Origin of the sequence: Mycobacterium cookii (assembly GCF_010727945.1) — a bacterium.
GTDB classification, from domain to species: Bacteria; Actinomycetota; Actinomycetes; order Mycobacteriales; family Mycobacteriaceae; genus Mycobacterium; species Mycobacterium cookii.
This window is the reverse complement of the sequence record NZ_AP022569.1, coordinates 852,120-868,370: the sequence shown is the minus strand read 5'-3', so window position 1 is coordinate 868,370 and position 16,251 is coordinate 852,120. Positions and strand designations below refer to the sequence as shown.

The following is a 16,251-nucleotide window of genomic DNA, read 5'->3' as shown; positions in this document are numbered from 1 at the left end:
AGCACCTGGATGTGCAGGAGATACATGAAAATTGTTAATGCCCTGTTTGTTTCGCTAGGCGCAGCAAAGATGACCGCGAGTCACCGCTGAATTTTTCTCAGCGAGTCCACTCGGTTTATTAATGTCGCGCGCAGGGACGCCGCATACCGTCCCCCTATGCCTGCGGTTGGCGAACTGGTGCGGTTCCCATCGGCGCGCGGGGCCACCGCCCCGCCGTTGCGCTGTCCACGCGGTCACCTGATGCGGCCTGAACGGGTCGTGGTCAACAGCGCGGCGTGCGCGTGCGGGCGCCATCAGACCTGGCGATGTCATTGCGGCGCGGTGCTGGCCGAAGCTTGCGAAGCGACACGTGCATTGTCAACGTTCGACGCAACGGACATCGAGTCCGTCACGACCAAGGGGGAAGGTCATGATCACCGCTGAGTCGCGGCTCCTTGACGAACTGCGTGACTGCGCAGTTGAGTTGCGGCAACTGGCCTACACGCTGCAGAACGGCGTCGGCGAGCACGACTTGCTCCGGTTGTCGGAGCGAATGCGTGCAGCAGCCGACGAGGTTGTCCGCGCTCGGGTGTAATCCCCTATTGCCCTGGCGCTTTCGGAGCCGGGCTCTCGTCTGGTTCCAACTGCTTGGGGCAGTACGATTTGGCCGCGAGCATGATGAACTTCTTCGCGCCGTTCCCGGAGAAGGAGTTGACGTCCTGCAGCTTTTTCTCGATCTCGGATTCGGAAGTCCCTTTGTTGGCCATGTCGCAGACGTTTTTGGCCGCCGCGACCGCTTGAGACCCATCGTGGTAGGTGAGCCCCGCGTCGGACATTTCCTTGAGAAAGCTCGCGTCGTTGGTGGGGCTGGGGTCCGGGTCGTCGGCGTACACGGGCGCCGCCGTACCGATCATGGCGGCGACGCTGAGCAGCATCAGCAGACGTTTCATGGTGTCTGAGTGTTCCAAAATTGCGACCGGTGCGCAGCCACCCCCCGCAACATCTCAGCTGGCGTTCAACCAAGTTCAACCGGTGTTCACGTAACCGTAGCTCGCAGGACGGCTGGCGCCGCACTACTGCGCCTCGTCGTGGGCCTCAGCGTCGGCCACCGTCAACGGCAACGCGAGCTCTTCCAGCGGGCGCTGTTCGGCCGCGACGCCCAGCCAGAGTTCGACGCCGCCGGCCAGGGCCATCACCACAGCGCCGATGAGGAACGACCACATCACCTGGACCCGTTCGCCGGACTCGATCAGTTGACCGAATAGCAGCGGTCCGCTGATACCGCCGATCGCGGTGCCCAGCGCGTAGAAGAACGCGATCGCCAGCGCCCGGGTCTCCATCGGGAAGATCTCGCTGACGGTCAGGTAGGCGGCGCTCGCACCGGCCGACGCCAAGAAGAACGTCGCGGCGAGCACCCCGATGAACCCCCACACTCCGCCGGCTTGCGTCACGAACAGAATTGCCAGGACGACCGCCACGACCGCCGAGCCGATGTAGGACAGCGCGATCATCGGTTTGCGGCCGACGGTGTCGAAGAGTCGCCCGAGGACCAGCGGCCCGAAGAAGTTGCTCAGCGCCCACATGACGTAGAACAGCGGGACTGTTCCGGCGCCGACGTCGTAGAACCCACTCAACAACGTGCCCAGATTGAACGTCACGCCGTTGTACAGGAAAGCCTGACCGACGAACAGGGCCAGTCCGAGGATCGCGCGCCGCGGATACAGCGTGAACGCCACCCTCGCGATCTCGAGAAATGAAATCGTCTGGCGCTGGCGAACTTTCAGTGGACGCCCGCGTGGTGCAGGCAACGGGCGACCAGTTTCGCGCTCCACGCTGGCTTCGATGTCATGGACGATCTGCTCGGCCTCACGGTCGCGTCCGTGGATGAACAACCAGCGCGGGCTCTCCGGGACGTTGCGTCGTACCAGAAGAACGAAAATGCCAAAGATGGCGCCGATGCCGAAGGACAGTCGCCACCCTATGTCGGCGGGAAAATTCGACGTGTCGAGCAGGACGAGCGCACCGCCCGCCCCCGCCGCCGATCCCAACCAATAGGTGCCGTTGATCACCAGGTCCACCCGGCCCCGGACCCGGGCGGGAATCAACTCGTCGATCGCCGAATTGATGGCTGCGTATTCGCCGCCGATTCCCGACCCGGTGAGGAAGCGTGCGATGAAGAAATACCACGGTGCGAACGCGAATGCCGTTGCGACAGTTGCGGTCAGGTAGACCGCGAGGGTCAGGATGAACAGGTTGCGTCGCCCGAATCGATCAGTCAGGTGGCCAAAGAACAGCGCGCCCAGGCACGCTCCCGCGATGTAGAACGCCGCGGCCACGCCGATGTCAGCGGGAGTGAGGTGGATCCCGCTGCCCTTCTCGGTGAGACGCGATGAGACGTTGCCGACCATCGTGACCTCGAGCCCGTCGAGCACCCACACTCCGCCGAGGCCGATGACCACGCGCCAGTGAAACCGCGACCACGGCAACCGATCCAGCCGTGCCGGAACACGGGTTGAGATGGTTCCGGTCTGCGCGCCTGCGCTCATGGTTCTCCGTTCCGGCCAGACCCGGGTAGTGCTCGCCAGCGTGCTTCAGTCTTGCAGTCGACTCGGCGAACGGCCCGATCCGGATGTAGGTTCGAACGGCGGAGCAAAGGAGTGGGATGTGAGTACGTATTTCTGGGGTCTGCTCGCGTTGATCGCCTTGGCTGTGACATTTGTGATGTTGTCGATCGGAACCTTCTACACCCGGCGGTTGGAGGCGGAACCCACGCTTCCGTTCAGCGAGGAAATCCGAGCAGCGCCGCGAGTCATCAAGAAGTTGCGTAAGCGCGAAACCATGACGCGAGAAGAGTTCGAGTACGCGCAGCGTATTGTCGCCATCCGCGGCAATCCCATGGCCCTATGCATCCCGCTTACCTTGTTCGCGATGTCGACCTACTACGTCTTCGCGTGTCTGGAATACCTCCAGGGAGCCACCCCGTCCGAGCGGCATTTCATTGGGGTGATTCCCATGCTCACCTCGACGAACCTCGCCATTCAGCTGCTACGCGCCAGGCGACTCAAGGGTCGTTTGCGAACGACGGAAGTGGTGGGCTGAGTCCCCAGTTGTCCGCGCTGCCGAGTGCATGGGCAAGTGATAACGTTCCGCACGTTGTAGTCGTTCCCGTTCTGTACTGGTAACGTCATAACGAGCGCATATCAACCAGGTTGATATGCGCTCGTCGACGACAGAGTTTGGTCAAGAGCACGAGGTGTGGGGAAACGTGTTCCGAGAGGTGAGCGAGTGAGCCCGCGTCCAAGCGGGCGGGCGGTCCTGTCAAGGTTCTGGATGCCGCTGGTCGCGGTGATTGTCGTAAGCGTCGGCCTGGTGTGCATGTACAAGGTGCACCAATTCTCCGAGCCGGAGCCGGTTATCACCGTCAACGGGCCCCAGGCGCCGGAGCAATTCAATATCAAGAAGCTGACGTACGAGGTGTACGGCCCCGTCGGGAAGGCGGGGAAGATCGTCTACGTCGACATCGAAGGGCATCCGCATCCGGTCGATGTCACCTTCACGAACGAGCCCTGGACCCACGACGAGACCACCACGCTGACGGTGGCATCCGGCGCCATTTCAGTGCATGTCCACGGCGGTCCGCTGCGCTGCCGCATGCTGGTGGATGGCATGCCGCCACCTCCGGAGTCAGGCGTCCCCGAGGCCTCGGATAATCATCCGGACGCTGACGTCGAGTGCAGGGTGAAGTCCGCGTGAGCGAACACCGACTGGATGAGCCACAGGTCAAACGCCCGTTCCTGGCCAGGATGGTGCGTAGATTCGCATTACCACTCATCTTCTTCTGGGGTTTTTCTGCGGTCACGATGACTGCGTTCACGCCCAAGGTGGAGGACGTCGCAGAAGAACTCGCCGGCCCGATGGTCCCGCACTATGCGCCGTCGCAGCGGGCGCTGCTGCACATCGGCGAAAAGTTTCACGAATCGAATTCGACGAACCTGACCATGGTGGTGTTCGAGGCGCAAAACCGGCAACTCGGCGACCAGGATCACGCTTACTACGACGATTTGATGAAGCGGTTCCAGCGCGACACCAAGCACGTGCAGTACGTGATGGACCTCTGGGGCCAACCGTTCACGGCGGCCGGCGCGCAAAGCGTGGACGGCAAATGCACCTACACGCTGCTGCGGCTGGCCGGCGATATCGGCCAGATGCAGGCCAATGACTCGGTGAATGCGGTCCGCGACATAATCGCCAAGGACCCACCACCGCCGGGACTGAAGGCTTTTGTGAGCGGCGCGGCGCCACTGGCCTCGGACACGTTGAGCATCGCCAACTCGAGCTTGAACAACGTCACGATCATCACGATCATCCTCATCCTGGTGATGTTGATGTTCGTCTACCGCTCACCACCCACGTTGCTACCCGTTTTGCTTGGCGTCCTCATCGAAATGCTGTTCGCCAAGGGGCTCATCTCATTCCTCGGGCATCACGGATTGCTCGAGTTGTCCTCGTTCGCAGTAAACATCGTCATCGCACTGACCTTGGGAGCCGGGACGGACTACGGCATCTTCCTGATGGGGCGCTATCACGAAGCTCGGCAAGCCGGAGAGAGCCGAGAAGACAGCTTCTACATCGCCTACAAGAACGTCACGCCGATCATCCTCGGTTCGGGCCTGACCATCGCCGGCGCGTGTTACTGCCTGACGTTTGCGCGCTTGAATTACTTCCACACCATGGGTCCCGCTGTCGCGATCACCATGCTGTTCACCATCGCTGCTGCGTTGACGCTCGGTCCGGCGATGTTGACGGTCGGCAGCCTGTTCGGGATGTTCGATCCGCGACAGGCCGCCAAGGCGCACGTGTATCGGCGGATCGGCGCGAGCGTGGTGCGCTGGCCGGTGCCGATCCTGGTCGCCAGTTCGGCCATCGTCATGCTCGGGGCGGTCTTCGTGCCGACCTACCGGCAGAATTACGACGACCGGCAGTACCAACCGCACAATTCGAAGTCGAATCTGGGTTTCCAAGCCGCTGATCGACATTTCCCCAAGAGCAAATTGTTCTCCGAAATGCTGATGGTGGAAACCGATCACGATATGCGCAACTCGGCCGACTTCATCTCGCTGGACCGGGTCGCTCGAGCGCTGATCCGCCTGCATGGTGTGGCGATGGTGCAAGGAATGACCAGACCCTTGGGCCGGCCGCTCGAACACGCCAGCATTCCCTATTTGTTCACTACTCAGGGCAGCGGCAACGGTCAACAACTGCCGTTCAACCGGGAGCAGAACATGAACACGGATCAGCAGGCACAGATCCAAGCGGACTCGGTTGCCGTGCTACGCAAAGAGATCACCTTTTTCCAACGGGTCTCCGATGAACTGCACAAGACGGTGCTCACCATCGAGGATCTGGAGCATGTCAGCAACGAGATCAACGACGATGTCTCGAATCTCGACGATTTCTTCCGTCCGATCAAAAGCTATTTCTTCTGGGAGAAGCACTGTTTCGACATTCCCATCTGCTGGACGTTCAGATCGGTGTTCGCGACCATTGATCAGATCGACCATCTGGCCGAAGACATCAAGTACGCCAGGATTTCTCTCGCGGTGGTGGACGAGACCTTTCCCAAGATCATTGCCGAGCTGAAGGCCACGGCTGACGACACCGAGGCTTTGAGGACGAAGTTAGTCAACTCGTACGGTTCTGCCGACCTTCAATCCCTCGCGACCGAGCAGACATTCGATGACTCGATCAACGTCGGAAACGACTGGGACAAGTCCCGCAGCGATGACTTCTTCTATATACCGCACGAGGGTTTCGACAATGCAGACGTCAAAACCGGCGAGAAACTGATGATGTCGCCGGACGGCAAGGCAGCCCGCTTCATCGTGACCCACGAGGGTGACGCAATGGGCCCCGAAGGGGTCGAGCATGTCGAAATGTTCCCCGAGGCCATCAAGACGATTCTGAAGGAGACCTCGCTGGCGGGCGCCCGGGTGTACATCGGCGGTTCGGGAGCCACCGATAAGGACATCAAGGGATTTGCCGCATCGGATCTGCTGATCGCTGCGATCGCCGCCTTCGTGCTGATCTTTTTGATCATGATGTTCATCACGCGAAGTCTGGTGGCGGCCTTGGTGATTCCCGCCACCGTCGCGTTCTCCTATGCCGGCGCGTTCGGGTTGTCGATCCTGCTCTGGCAGCACCTGATCGGGCTGCCGCTGCACTGGCTGATATTGCCGCTGACGTTCATCATCCTGGTGGCGGTCGGATCGGACTACAACCTGCTGCTGATCAACCGGGTCAAGGAAGAACTTCACGGTGGAATACACACCGGTCTGATCCGCGCACTCGGCAGCACGGGCGGCGTGGTGACATCGGCCGGTCTGGTGTTCGCGTTCACCATGCTGGCCATGCTCACCAGTGGTCTCCGGACCATCGGTCAGATGGGTTCAACGGTGTGCATCGGCCTGCTGCTCGACACGCTGATCGTGCGTTCGTTCGTCGTCCCGTCCATCCTCGCCATCTTGGGGCCGTGGTTCTGGTGGCCGACAATCGTGCCCCGCAGGCCGCGTCGAGAGCGGGAACCGGTCACCGAACCGGTGCCGGTGCAGAACTAGTCCTTGCGCCTCAGGGCAAGATGTAGCGGTGAGTTGGTCGAGGTACGAGGGTCGGGCGCCGGCGGAGGCGACGCTCACTGGCGCTGCGCGGGACGCCGAGCTCGAAGGCTTTCTCCGCCTGCAGAATCCGCAGCTGACCGATGTTCGCTTGGAACGCGCGACGGCGGTGGATGGTGACGACGCGGGCAACCGGCCCGACCTGCGGTGGTACAGCGTCGTCTATCTGGCCGACGACGGTCAGGGGGCGTGACTATCGGCCGGTGGCGGTCATCGGTCTGAAGGCACCTCGGCAAATCCTGGTTCTCCTCCGTCGGCAACGGAATTGAATCGGATCCGAGTTTCGTGCTCGCTGATCTCCTCTACGACACTTTCGGGAAGTGCGGTGATATCGAAGTTCTCCCGGATGCGTGACGGCGTGACAGATCCCGTCAGAACGGCGGTGCCGCGTTGAATCCCCCAGGCCAAAAGTACTTGGGCAGGGGTCTTTTCAAGTCGCTGAGCGATCGAGACGATGAGGGGGTCGTCAAGTAGTCTCGGCTCCAGAGCATGTCCCAGCGATGCGAACGCCAGCAGGATGATCCCATGTGTCGCGCACAACTCATGGAGTTCCCACTGCGGGTGGTATGGGTGCGACTCGACCTCGACGACCGCCGGCTTGATCCGGGCGGCCTCGACGATGTCCCGGGCGCGGTCGACGCCGATGTCGGAGAGGCCGATGGCGTGTGAAAGTCCTTCGTCGACAGAGGCTTCCATGGCCGTCCAGGTTTCGCCGAGGGTGACCCCGTCGTCGTAGACGACCGACCCATCGGGATAGCGGGGATCTTGATCATCCCCGGGCTTGAATGCGAACGGGGTGTGCACGAGATACAGATCGACGGCATCGAGCCCGAGTCGGTCCAGGCTGGCCTGCAGTGCGGGCTTGACCCGTTCGGGGCGGTGGTTGTTGTTCCACAGCTTCGTGGTCACGAACAGGTCCTCGCGACGCACAGTGCCGTCGGCAAACAACTCCTTGAGTGCAACGCCGACGTCCGCTTCGTTGCGGTATCGCTCGGCGGCGTCGAGATGCCGGAATCCCACCTCGACGGCGGTCTTGACGGACTGTCGGGTCTTGGTGTTGTCGGACAGCGAGGTACCGAACCCGAGCGCGGGGATCGCACCGCTGCCGTTGTTCAAGGGAAATCTGCGCTGCGTTAGATCCTCGTTCGGTGTCACGGGTTTCGGCTTTCTCGTTCGTATTTCGCGGATGAGTTCATATAAATCGTGTCGGCGGCCACCGACGCCACGCCTAGTTCGGCAGCGACGGTGTCGACTGCGTGCTGCACGGCGGTGAGGTCCAGCACGCGTCCGGGGAGAAAATACGGCTCAACGTAGCGTTCGTAGTACCGCTGCGCCTCCTCGCGAGTGAGTCGGTCGAGAAATCCAGCGACGTAATCCACTGCGCGACTGCGATTTTCGAAAAGTAATTCCAGTGCGCGCTGGTTCGCCCGCACCAGGCCCTGCAGAGCGGGGCTGTCCAGCGAAATGTGCGCGGGGTCCACGACTACGCCCACGGTGGGAATTTGGAAGTGGTCGCCGACCCAGGCCAGCAGGTGGAACCCCTCTTCGTCGGCGACTTGTTCGGGCGACAACGTGCTGCCGACGTAAGCGGCGTCGATCGAGCCGTCCCGAAGGTGCCGTAGGTCCATCTGGTAGTCACCGGGATGTCGTTCGACGCATTCGACGTCACGGTCGGGATCCAAGCCGTGCTTGCGCAGCACGATTCGGGCGAACGCGCCTGGCGGGCTGTGGGCGGCGTGGACAGCCAGGCGTCGCCCGCGGAGGTCCGCCATGGACTGCACCTCGGCGTTACCCAGAAACCAGAACAGCGGATGGTCGGTGCTGACGCTGAGCGCGGTCCAACCGATTCCATCGGTCAGCCTGGATAACAGCGTGCGGCCCAGGCCGATCACCGCACCGCGGCGCAGCCGCTCCGCCGACCAACCAATCCCGTCGCGGATGGCGACGTGGACCTTCTCGGCCTCGAAGTAGCCTTCCTGATCAGCGACGTAGGCGACCAGCTCCTCATGCAGGCCACGGCCGACATAGGCAAGATCGATCGTGTCCATCAGCTGACCCTTTCCGATCAGAGAATTATTCTGCGCCGCAAGCTGTTTCAGTCCATTGCCAACCCGCCGTTGACCTCCAGGCAGTGGCCGGTGGTGAAACCGGAATCCTCACTCGCCAGGAAAGCCACCGTCTTGGCCACTTCCTCGGGACGGACCAGGCGCCCCATGGGGTTGGTGGCGCCCAGTCGACGAACCTCTCCGGCCTCGAGCAGCGCATCCGGCGTCGCAGTCGCCACCGTGGCCGGTGAAACGAGATTGGCGGTGATGCCGTGTGGCGCCACCTCGAGCGCGACGTACCGGACGAACTGGTCCATCGCCGCCTTGGCGGTACCCAGCGTGATCATGCCGTCGCGCGGTCGGCGGGACAGCACCGTGGTGAGAAAAATCAGCCGTCCATAACTACGGGAAATCATCCCCGGCACAACCGCTTTCGTCACCAGGAATGCGGCGTGCAACTCGCGCTCCAGTTTGCCACCGAGCTGCTCCCAGCTCAGATCGGCAAACGAGGTGACATCGTAAGGAATCAAGGCGTTGTGCACGAGCACGTCGACTCGGCCCCAGCGCCGATTGGTGTGCTCGAACATTGCGGCCACATCATCAGGTGCGGTGACGTCGGCGCGAATCGCGACGGCCTCACCGCCGGCCGCGGCCGCGGCCCGCACGACCTCCTCGGCTTCCGGTGCGCTGGACCGGTAGTTGACTACCACCCGAAAACCCTGCTGTGCGAGGACGAGTGCGGTTGCGGCACCGATCCCGCGGCTGGCTCCGGTGACAACGGCAACACGGTCGCTCATGCTTTCTCCTGTTGGGTGGGCGGTCAGATGCCGAACCACTGGGTGAGCACGGCACGTAGCTGGTGTGTGTCCTCGCGCGCGGGCTGGGCCTGCGACGACGCCCAGGCCACGTAACCGTCGGGGCGCACCAGCACGGCCGTGGCGCCCACCGCGTCGACAGGCCGTCCGACCGCGACCGTGAGCCGGTCGTCGGTATCGGTCACCGCGGCTGCGAACGCGCCGTCCTCGGTCAGATCGACCAGTACCGGTAGCCCGGCGCGGGCGAGCTCGGCGACGCGTTGCCGCCCGGAGGCGCTCGCCACGGTGAAGTCGGGCACCCACCGTCCGACGAACGGATGGGCGCCGTTGCCTGCCGTGTAGTGGTTGTCCGCGCCGGAGAGCAGGTCACTGATCCGCAGGACATTGTTGGGATCGCTGAGTAGTTCGGTGAAAAGATCGCGCAGCGCGGTGACTTCCGGGCCCGGACGGAAAAGTGCCAGTTGTGCTCGGGTCTGCATGACGAGGCGTTCGGCAGCGGGCCGCCGCTCGACCTCATAGGTGGCAAGCAACGCGGGTGCCACCCGCCCACTCGACACCGCCGCCAACTTCCAGCCGAGGTTCACGCCGTCCTGCAAACCAAGGTTGAGGCCCGGTCCACCGATCGGCGCATGGACGTGCGCGGCGTCGCCGACCAGGAACACCCTGCCGACCTGATAGTGGGACGCAATCCGAGAGTTGATGCCGGCGACGCGCCGTAGATCAAGGGGTGCGTCACGAGATACCGGCCGCAGCGGCACATCGGTGCCAAGCACACGCTCTGCGCTGGCCTGCAATTCGGCCAGGCTCATGGGCGGCTCACCGGCGGTGCCGTCGTTGCGTTGTTCGTGAGGAGCGTTGTCGAGCTCGTAGGTCATCATCGCCACGCGGCTACCCATCTCGCCGTAAACGAAGACGCCGCGGTCAGTTCGGTGGAACTGCTGGGGCGGGAGGTGGCCGGGTCCGCGTGGATCCGGCGGGATCGGTTCAATCCACTCGTCGGGTGGCACTACGTCGAACCCGATCCGGATGACCAGGTCGTAGGACGACATTCCGGGAAACTCGATGCCGGCGAGGTGGCGTGTTGTGCTGGTGCCGCCGTCCGCGCCGACCAGGTATTGCGTCGTGAGATCGTAGCTGCAGTCGGGGCCGGCGACATGGACCGTGATGCCGTCGTCGCGTTGATCGAAACCGGTCAGGGCATGGCCCCACCGAATGTCCGTCCCGTAGTTGCCCGCCCGCTCGGCAAGCAGCTGAACGAGACTGAATTGTTGGACAGGGATGGCGAACAGTTGGGAGGCCGGCACCGCGGCGAGATCCAGGGAAAGGCCGGCGAAGTTCGCATGCGGGACGGGTATCGGCGCATCCGCACCGGTTAGCGCGCTGTAGAGACCTCGGTAATCAAGGATCCGCGCCGCTTGGCCCACTATGCGGTTCACCCGCGCTGCCGGATTAGGGCCAGGTGCCGGATCCAGCACGATCGGCCGGATCCCGGCGAGTCCCAATTCGCACGCCACCATCAGCCCATCCGGGCCAGCCCCTGCGATCACGACGTCAATCACGGGCTCACCTGGCTTCTTCAGGGGGCGTGCAGCACCGTGGAAAATGCTACGACGCGACACGTCCCTGGTACAGGTGTCGATCCTGACTGCCGGCGCCAATGGCCGCAAATGGGCGAGGTCCATACGGCCGTGACCTGATCGGCCACGTCGAGGAGCCCTTCCCCGATCTGACGCTGGGAGTCGGTCGCCGCCTGCGGCCCGTCGACGTGATCGTCGTCGGATGGAGTTGCAACTACGGCGACGGACGCCTGTACCGCAACGTCAGCATCGCGGAGTTACGCGACGGCTGTGCCACCACGGTCACCGACTACTGGGGTGAACCTGCCGCCAAACCGGAAAGGCGCCACTCGATCACCGACCGCCTGGACATGCCGCCTGACGGAATCTGTAATGCCGCACAGCATCTCGACCATCACTGAGCTACGCGTCAGGCCGGCGTCGAACCGCCGCCGTCCGGCGTAGGCGCCGGTTGAACCGTGGCGATCTCGCTGAGCCCGGTGATCGTCAGGACCCGCATGAGGAATGGGTGGACGATGAGGTGCAGGCGATCAATCTCGTCGGCGTGCTTGAAAAGTACATTGATGCCCGCGCTGTCGAGGTATTTGACCGCGCTCATGTCGACGGTGATCGGTCCGCGGGTGCCGTTGGTGGCGCTGGTCAGCGCCTCGGTGAAGACATGGATGTTGCTGGTGTCGATTTCGCCCGCCGCAATGACCCGTGGCGTCCCATCGGCGCCACGGTCCGTTTCAAGGGTGAGCGGGGTCATCATTACGGGATCCTTGCGTACATGTGAACTGTAGTACCCGCGTCATTGGAATGGATGCTCAAGTCCTGCACCAGACATCGCATGAGCGAAATGCCGCGACCCCGGTAGTCGCTGGGCACGTGGCGCGGTGTCTTCCAGACGCCGGTGTCGACGACGCTGACCTGGAGCCCGTCGGCGACGGCGGACGCACGCAGCGAGATGGTGCCCTCGGGATGGCCGCGGTGACCGTGTTCGATCGCATTGGCGACGGCTTCGCCGGTGGCGATGAGCATGTCCTGAACCTGATCCGGCTCGACACCGGCCTGGGTGAGCCACGTTCTCAACGCAGCGCGGCTCGGGGCGAGATGGCGCACGTCGGCGGTGAAGTCCATCTCCAGCGGAGCCGGCTGCCGATAGAGCAGGATGGCGACGTCGTCGGGATAGCCGCCGGTGGGCTCGAGCTCAGACATCAACTTGTTTGCCACGTCGTCCAACTCGCTCGAGCGGCCGTTGCCGACGAGGCCGGCGGCGCGGGCCATGCCGTCCTCGATGGAGTTGCCGCGACGTTCGACCAAACCGTCGGTGTAGAGCAGCAGTGTCGAGCGGGGCGCCATTGTGGCGTGAGCCTCGGGCCTGGGCTGATTTGGGCGAACCGTCAGGGGAAAGCCCTGTCCGCCGTCGAGCATCCCGGTGGTGCCGTCGGCGTGCACGATGATGGCCGGCGGATGGCCGGCGCTCGAGTACACCAGTTCGCCGGTGGCCAGGGTGAGCACGGCGCAGAACGCCGTGGTACAGCCGGCGCCGGGCAACCGCGCGGCGAAACGGTCCAGCCCGGCAAGCACAGCGCGGGGACTGGATTTCTCCAGCAGCAACGCCCGGCAGGCGCTCCGCAGCTGACCCATCACCGTGGCGGCGGCCAAACCATGACCGACGCAGTCGCCGACGATCAATGCGACGCGGCCGTGGTCGAGCTTGACGACGTCGTACCAGTCCCCCCCGACCTGCAGCGGCAGGCTCGCGGGGTGGTAGCGCACGGCGAATCCTCCGGGCAGCGTCTCGGGCCCGAGCATCGCATGCTGCAGCGCCACAGCGGTTTCGCGTTGCGCGTCCACCTCGTAGACCCGCTGCAGGCCCTGGCCTAGGCGTCCGGCCAGCACCGTGAGCAGCGTGTGGTCTTCGGTGCTGAACGGCCGCTGCTCAGCGAGTTCGACCCAGATGACCAGTACTCCGCCCGGGTGGCGCAGCGCGATCCCTGCCGCGCCCGCCTCGTCGGTCAGGGTGGTCAGCAGGTCGGCGGCTCGCAGCGACGCGATCAGCTGCTGCTCCCGCGGCAACAGCTCGGCCCATCCGACGGGATCCCCCGCGCAGATCACTTCGGGGGCGGCGGCCTCGCTGAACGTAACGGCGAGAACGCGCCGGGCCTGCCAGACCCGGCGCAGCTCCTCGGCCGCTCCGCGCAGGGCGCTGTCGACCGTATCGGCTTGTGCCAGTTGTTGATTCAGTGCGGCCAGGGCGCTCTGACGCTGCACGAGATAGTGCTCGGCGGTGACGTCCCGCATGGTGCCGACCATGACCGGTCGCCCCGAGTCGGGATCTTGGGCGTGGCTGAAGTTGGCTGCGACCCACACCCGGTGCCCGTCGCGATGATTGACCGGGACGGTGAATTCCCCATGGGTGCTTCCCAGCATCTGCTCGAACGCCACTTCGACCAGATGATGGGCCTCGGGGTCGGTGTCGGCGTCCGGCCACCACGGGTGCGTGGCCGGATACGGCAGGTGTTCGCGGCCGTAGCCGAGGATCTCGCTGAACGCGCTGTTCATTTCGATGACGGCGCCGTGTTCGTCACACACGAAGAACGCCTCTTGCAGTGAGTTCAACAAGGCGGTGCGCCAGCGGGCCTGATGAGTGCGAAGCCGGGCGAGTTCGATATTGGCGCGCACCCTGGCCAGCAGCTCCGCGGCCGCGAATGGTTTGACCAGGTAATCGTCGGCGCCGGCCAGCATGCCTTCGATGGACGCTTCCTGACCGGCACGCGCGGACAACAGCAGCACCGGCACGGCGGCGACCTGCGGATCCTCGCGAAGCGCCGCGACCAACTGGAGGCCGTCCATACCGGGCATCATGACGTCGCTGATGACGAGGTCGGGCATTTCGGCGCGGATCGCGTCGAGCGCCTGCCGGCCGTCGGTGGCTTCGCTGACCTGGTAGCCGGACGTCCGCATCAGACTGGTCAGGTATTCGCGCATGTCGGCGTTGTCGTCGGCCACCAGCACCCGCGGCCGTTCGCCGTCACCGTCGGCCGGGATCATCGGTGCGGTGCTGTCGTCGGGCGACACAGAATCGGCCTCGGACGGCAGCCAGCGCAACGCCTCCTGCAGGTAAGGGTTGGCAACAGTGCCGGAGGTCGCGCGAGCTGCCGGCGCCGGGGCAAGCTCGTCGACCGGTAGATGGGCCGCACCGAAGGGCAGCCGCACAGTGAACGTCGAGCCTGCACCTTCCTCGCTGTCGGCGGTGATCGTGCCGCCGTGCAAGCCGACGAGTTCTTTGACCAGCGCCAGCCCGATTCCGCTGCCCTCCGTGGACCGGGCGCGGATTGTCTCGACCCGGTGAAACCGCTCGAACAGCCGCGGTATCTCGGCGGCGGGAATGCCGATCCCGGTGTCACGTACCGTGACGATCGCGGCGGTGTCGTCGCGTCCGACCTCGACCGTGATCGAGCCGTCGAAGGTGAACTTCAGCGCGTTGGAGAGCAGGTTGAGCATGACCTTCTCCCACATCTCGCGATCCAGATACACCGGCTCGTCCAACGGCGGGCAGTCCACGGTGAACATCAATCCGGCCCGGTCGATCGCCGAGCGGAAGACGCTGGCCAGCTCGGCGGTGACCGACGGCAAGTCGGCGGGCTCGAAGCGTGCCTGCATGCGCCCGGCTTGGATGCGGGAGAAGTCCAGCAGGGTGTTGACCAGCTTGGTCAGCCGCAAGCCGTTGCGGTGGATGAGCTCCAGCTCCGCGCGCGCCTGCTCGTCGACGCCGACGGTCCGGGCGCGAAGTTCGTCGACCGGCCCGAGGATCAGCGTCAACGGGGTGCGGAACTCGTGGCTGATATTCGAGAAGAACGTGGTCTTGGCGCGGTCGAGTTCGGCCAGTGACTCGGCGCGCTGCTGCTGCGCCCGGAAGCTGCGTGCGCTGCTCACTAACGACGCGACGTGTCCGGCCACCAACTCGATGAAGCCCAGGTAATCGTCGTCGAAGCGGCGGTGCCGGTTCAGCCCGGCCACCAACAATCCGAGTGACGCGCTGCCCTGCTGCAGCAGCGGCACCACCAGCGCCTGCGTGGGCGGCTCGCGCCAGGCACCTGTGGGCAGATCCAGAGGTAGAGCGTCGGCTTCGATCAGCTCGGTCTCACCGCGCGAGGCCTTCAGGACGGGCCACACCGCGGCACCGTCGCTCGGAAGTGTCTCGGGCGCGGCCGGATGCTCGCGCGAGATGCCGCTGACGCCCGCCAAATGTGCGTCGCCGTCCTCGCCGAACAGATAGGTCAGGGTGAACGGCAGGTCGTACGGATTGGCGGCAAGCTGTCCGGACGCAAAGTCCAGCATCTGCCGCTCGGTGCGCGCCACGCTGGGATCGGACCCGAGGTCGCGCAGCGTCGCCATCCGCCGCTCGGCGATCACCCGGTCGGTGTCCTCGCTGACCACGCACAGCATGCCGACCACGGCCGCGGCGTCGTCGCGCAGCGGGCTATAGGAGAACGTGTGATACGACTCCTCGCTGTAGCCGGACCGCTCCAGCAGCAGCATCAGGGCCTCGTCCCAAGTCGCCTCGCCGGTCGACAGGACGTGCTCGATCCGAGGACTGACGTCGAACCAGATCTCGGACCACACCTCGCTGGCCGGACGGCCGAGCGCCCACGGGTATTTCAGGCCGAGCGTGTCACGGCGATACGCGGCGTTGCAGAAGAACGTCAGCTCCGGGCCCCACGCCATCCACATGGCAAACCGTGACGACAGCAGGATGTCGACGGCCGTGCGAAGGCTTTGGGGCCACCCCTCGACGGGCCCCAGCGGGGTTGACTTCCAGTCGACAGCGGCGAGATCGCGTCCGATCTCCTGGTCTGCGCGGAAGACCACTGACATCCCTTTCACGTTCTCTGGGCCGGCCGGCTGCCGCTGCCCTCGCCGGTCAGCGTCGTTCTATAAAGAAAACCACTTACCGAGCGGTCGCGGCCAGCGTTTGCGGGAAGCGTCGTCCCTGGTCATCCCGCTCGACTGGCCGCGCATCAGGTACATCGTGGGTGCGGGTTCCCCTTTTCGCCGGCATCCAAGCCAGCGCACTCAGGGCAATCTCCGCGTGGCGTTGCGGCGATTTCGCGAGGTCTCCCCGGACGATTGTGTGTACGGCCATCGGAGCCCGTCCCGAATATGCCAACCATGCCGC

The 16,251-nt window shown here is 64.3% G+C and carries 14 protein-coding genes; 6 read left to right on the top strand and 8 right to left on the bottom strand.

The features are described 5' to 3' along the window. Positions 1-409: 409 nt before the first annotated feature. Positions 410-574, top strand: a complete 165-nt coding sequence (locus tag G6N27_RS25050; RefSeq protein WP_170308159.1) for a hypothetical protein — start codon at positions 410-412, stop codon at positions 572-574. A 4-nt stretch (positions 575-578) separates the two neighbouring features. Here G6N27_RS25050 and G6N27_RS04180 read toward each other — a convergent pair whose 3' ends face one another. After that, the gene (locus tag G6N27_RS04180; RefSeq protein WP_163775209.1) at positions 579-929 is read right to left on the bottom strand and encodes a DUF732 domain-containing protein; all 351 of its coding nucleotides are present in this window, start codon (positions 927-929) and stop codon (positions 579-581) included. 123 nt (positions 930-1,052) lie between these two features. Beyond that, on the bottom strand, positions 1,053-2,525 hold the full coding sequence (locus G6N27_RS04175; protein ID WP_163775208.1) for an MFS transporter: 1,473 nt from the start codon (positions 2,523-2,525) through the stop codon (positions 1,053-1,055). 118 nt (positions 2,526-2,643) lie between these two features. Between G6N27_RS04175 and G6N27_RS04170 the strand changes: the two genes are divergently transcribed. The 4 genes from G6N27_RS04170 (at position 2,644) to G6N27_RS04155 (ending at position 6,843) form a co-directional block, all read left to right on the top strand. Further along, positions 2,644-3,078: a hypothetical protein gene (locus G6N27_RS04170; protein ID WP_163775207.1), complete on the top strand. Its 435-nt coding sequence runs from the start codon at positions 2,644-2,646 to the stop codon at positions 3,076-3,078. 231 nt (positions 3,079-3,309) lie between these two features. Beyond that, complete coding sequence (locus tag G6N27_RS04165; RefSeq protein WP_163775206.1) at positions 3,310-3,732, top strand: MmpS family transport accessory protein; 423 nt, start codon at positions 3,310-3,312, stop codon at positions 3,730-3,732. A gap of 50 nt (positions 3,733-3,782) precedes the next feature. Next, positions 3,783-6,593: an MMPL/RND family transporter gene (locus G6N27_RS04160; protein ID WP_232064980.1), complete on the top strand. Its 2,811-nt coding sequence runs from the start codon at positions 3,783-3,785 to the stop codon at positions 6,591-6,593. 28 nt (positions 6,594-6,621) lie between these two features. Further along, positions 6,622-6,843, top strand: a complete 222-nt coding sequence (locus G6N27_RS04155) for a hypothetical protein (protein ID WP_163775204.1) — start codon at positions 6,622-6,624, stop codon at positions 6,841-6,843. A 17-nt stretch (positions 6,844-6,860) separates the two neighbouring features. On the opposite strand, the gene G6N27_RS04150 is transcribed toward G6N27_RS04155, so the two are convergent. The 4 genes from G6N27_RS04150 to G6N27_RS04135 are packed head-to-tail and all read right to left on the bottom strand — an operon-like array spanning position 6,861 to position 11,069. Beyond that, complete coding sequence (locus tag G6N27_RS04150; protein ID WP_163775203.1) at positions 6,861-7,805, bottom strand: aldo/keto reductase; 945 nt, start codon at positions 7,803-7,805, stop codon at positions 6,861-6,863. Beyond that, positions 7,802-8,698 (bottom strand): ABC transporter substrate-binding protein, encoded by an 897-nt coding sequence (locus G6N27_RS04145; protein ID WP_163775202.1) that lies wholly within the window; start codon positions 8,696-8,698, stop codon positions 7,802-7,804. The genes G6N27_RS04150 and G6N27_RS04145 overlap by 4 nt, the downstream gene beginning before the upstream one ends. A gap of 47 nt (positions 8,699-8,745) precedes the next feature. Next, a complete protein-coding gene (locus G6N27_RS04140) occupies positions 8,746-9,492 on the bottom strand; it encodes an SDR family NAD(P)-dependent oxidoreductase (protein WP_163775201.1) in 747 nt (248 codons plus the stop codon). Positions 9,493-9,515: 23 nt separating this feature from the next. After that, the gene (locus G6N27_RS04135) at positions 9,516-11,069 is read right to left on the bottom strand and encodes an FAD-dependent monooxygenase (protein WP_163775200.1); all 1,554 of its coding nucleotides are present in this window, start codon (positions 11,067-11,069) and stop codon (positions 9,516-9,518) included. A 98-nt stretch (positions 11,070-11,167) separates the two neighbouring features. Here G6N27_RS04135 and G6N27_RS04130 point away from each other — a divergent pair, with 98 nt between their 5' ends. Continuing rightward, positions 11,168-11,488 carry a hypothetical protein gene (locus G6N27_RS04130; protein WP_163775199.1) on the top strand — a complete coding sequence of 107 codons (321 nt, stop codon included), beginning with the start codon at positions 11,168-11,170 and terminating at the stop codon, positions 11,486-11,488. Between the two features lie 8 nt (positions 11,489-11,496). Here G6N27_RS04130 and G6N27_RS04125 read toward each other — a convergent pair whose 3' ends face one another. Both G6N27_RS04125 and G6N27_RS04120 read right to left on the bottom strand, forming a co-directional pair. Next, on the bottom strand, positions 11,497-11,838 hold the full coding sequence (locus G6N27_RS04125) for an STAS domain-containing protein (RefSeq protein ID WP_163775198.1): 342 nt from the start codon (positions 11,836-11,838) through the stop codon (positions 11,497-11,499). After that, a complete protein-coding gene (locus G6N27_RS04120) occupies positions 11,838-15,950 on the bottom strand; it encodes a SpoIIE family protein phosphatase (RefSeq protein ID WP_163775197.1) in 4,113 nt (1,370 codons plus the stop codon). The genes G6N27_RS04125 and G6N27_RS04120 overlap by 1 nt, the downstream gene beginning before the upstream one ends. Positions 15,951-16,251: the final 301 nt, after the last annotated feature.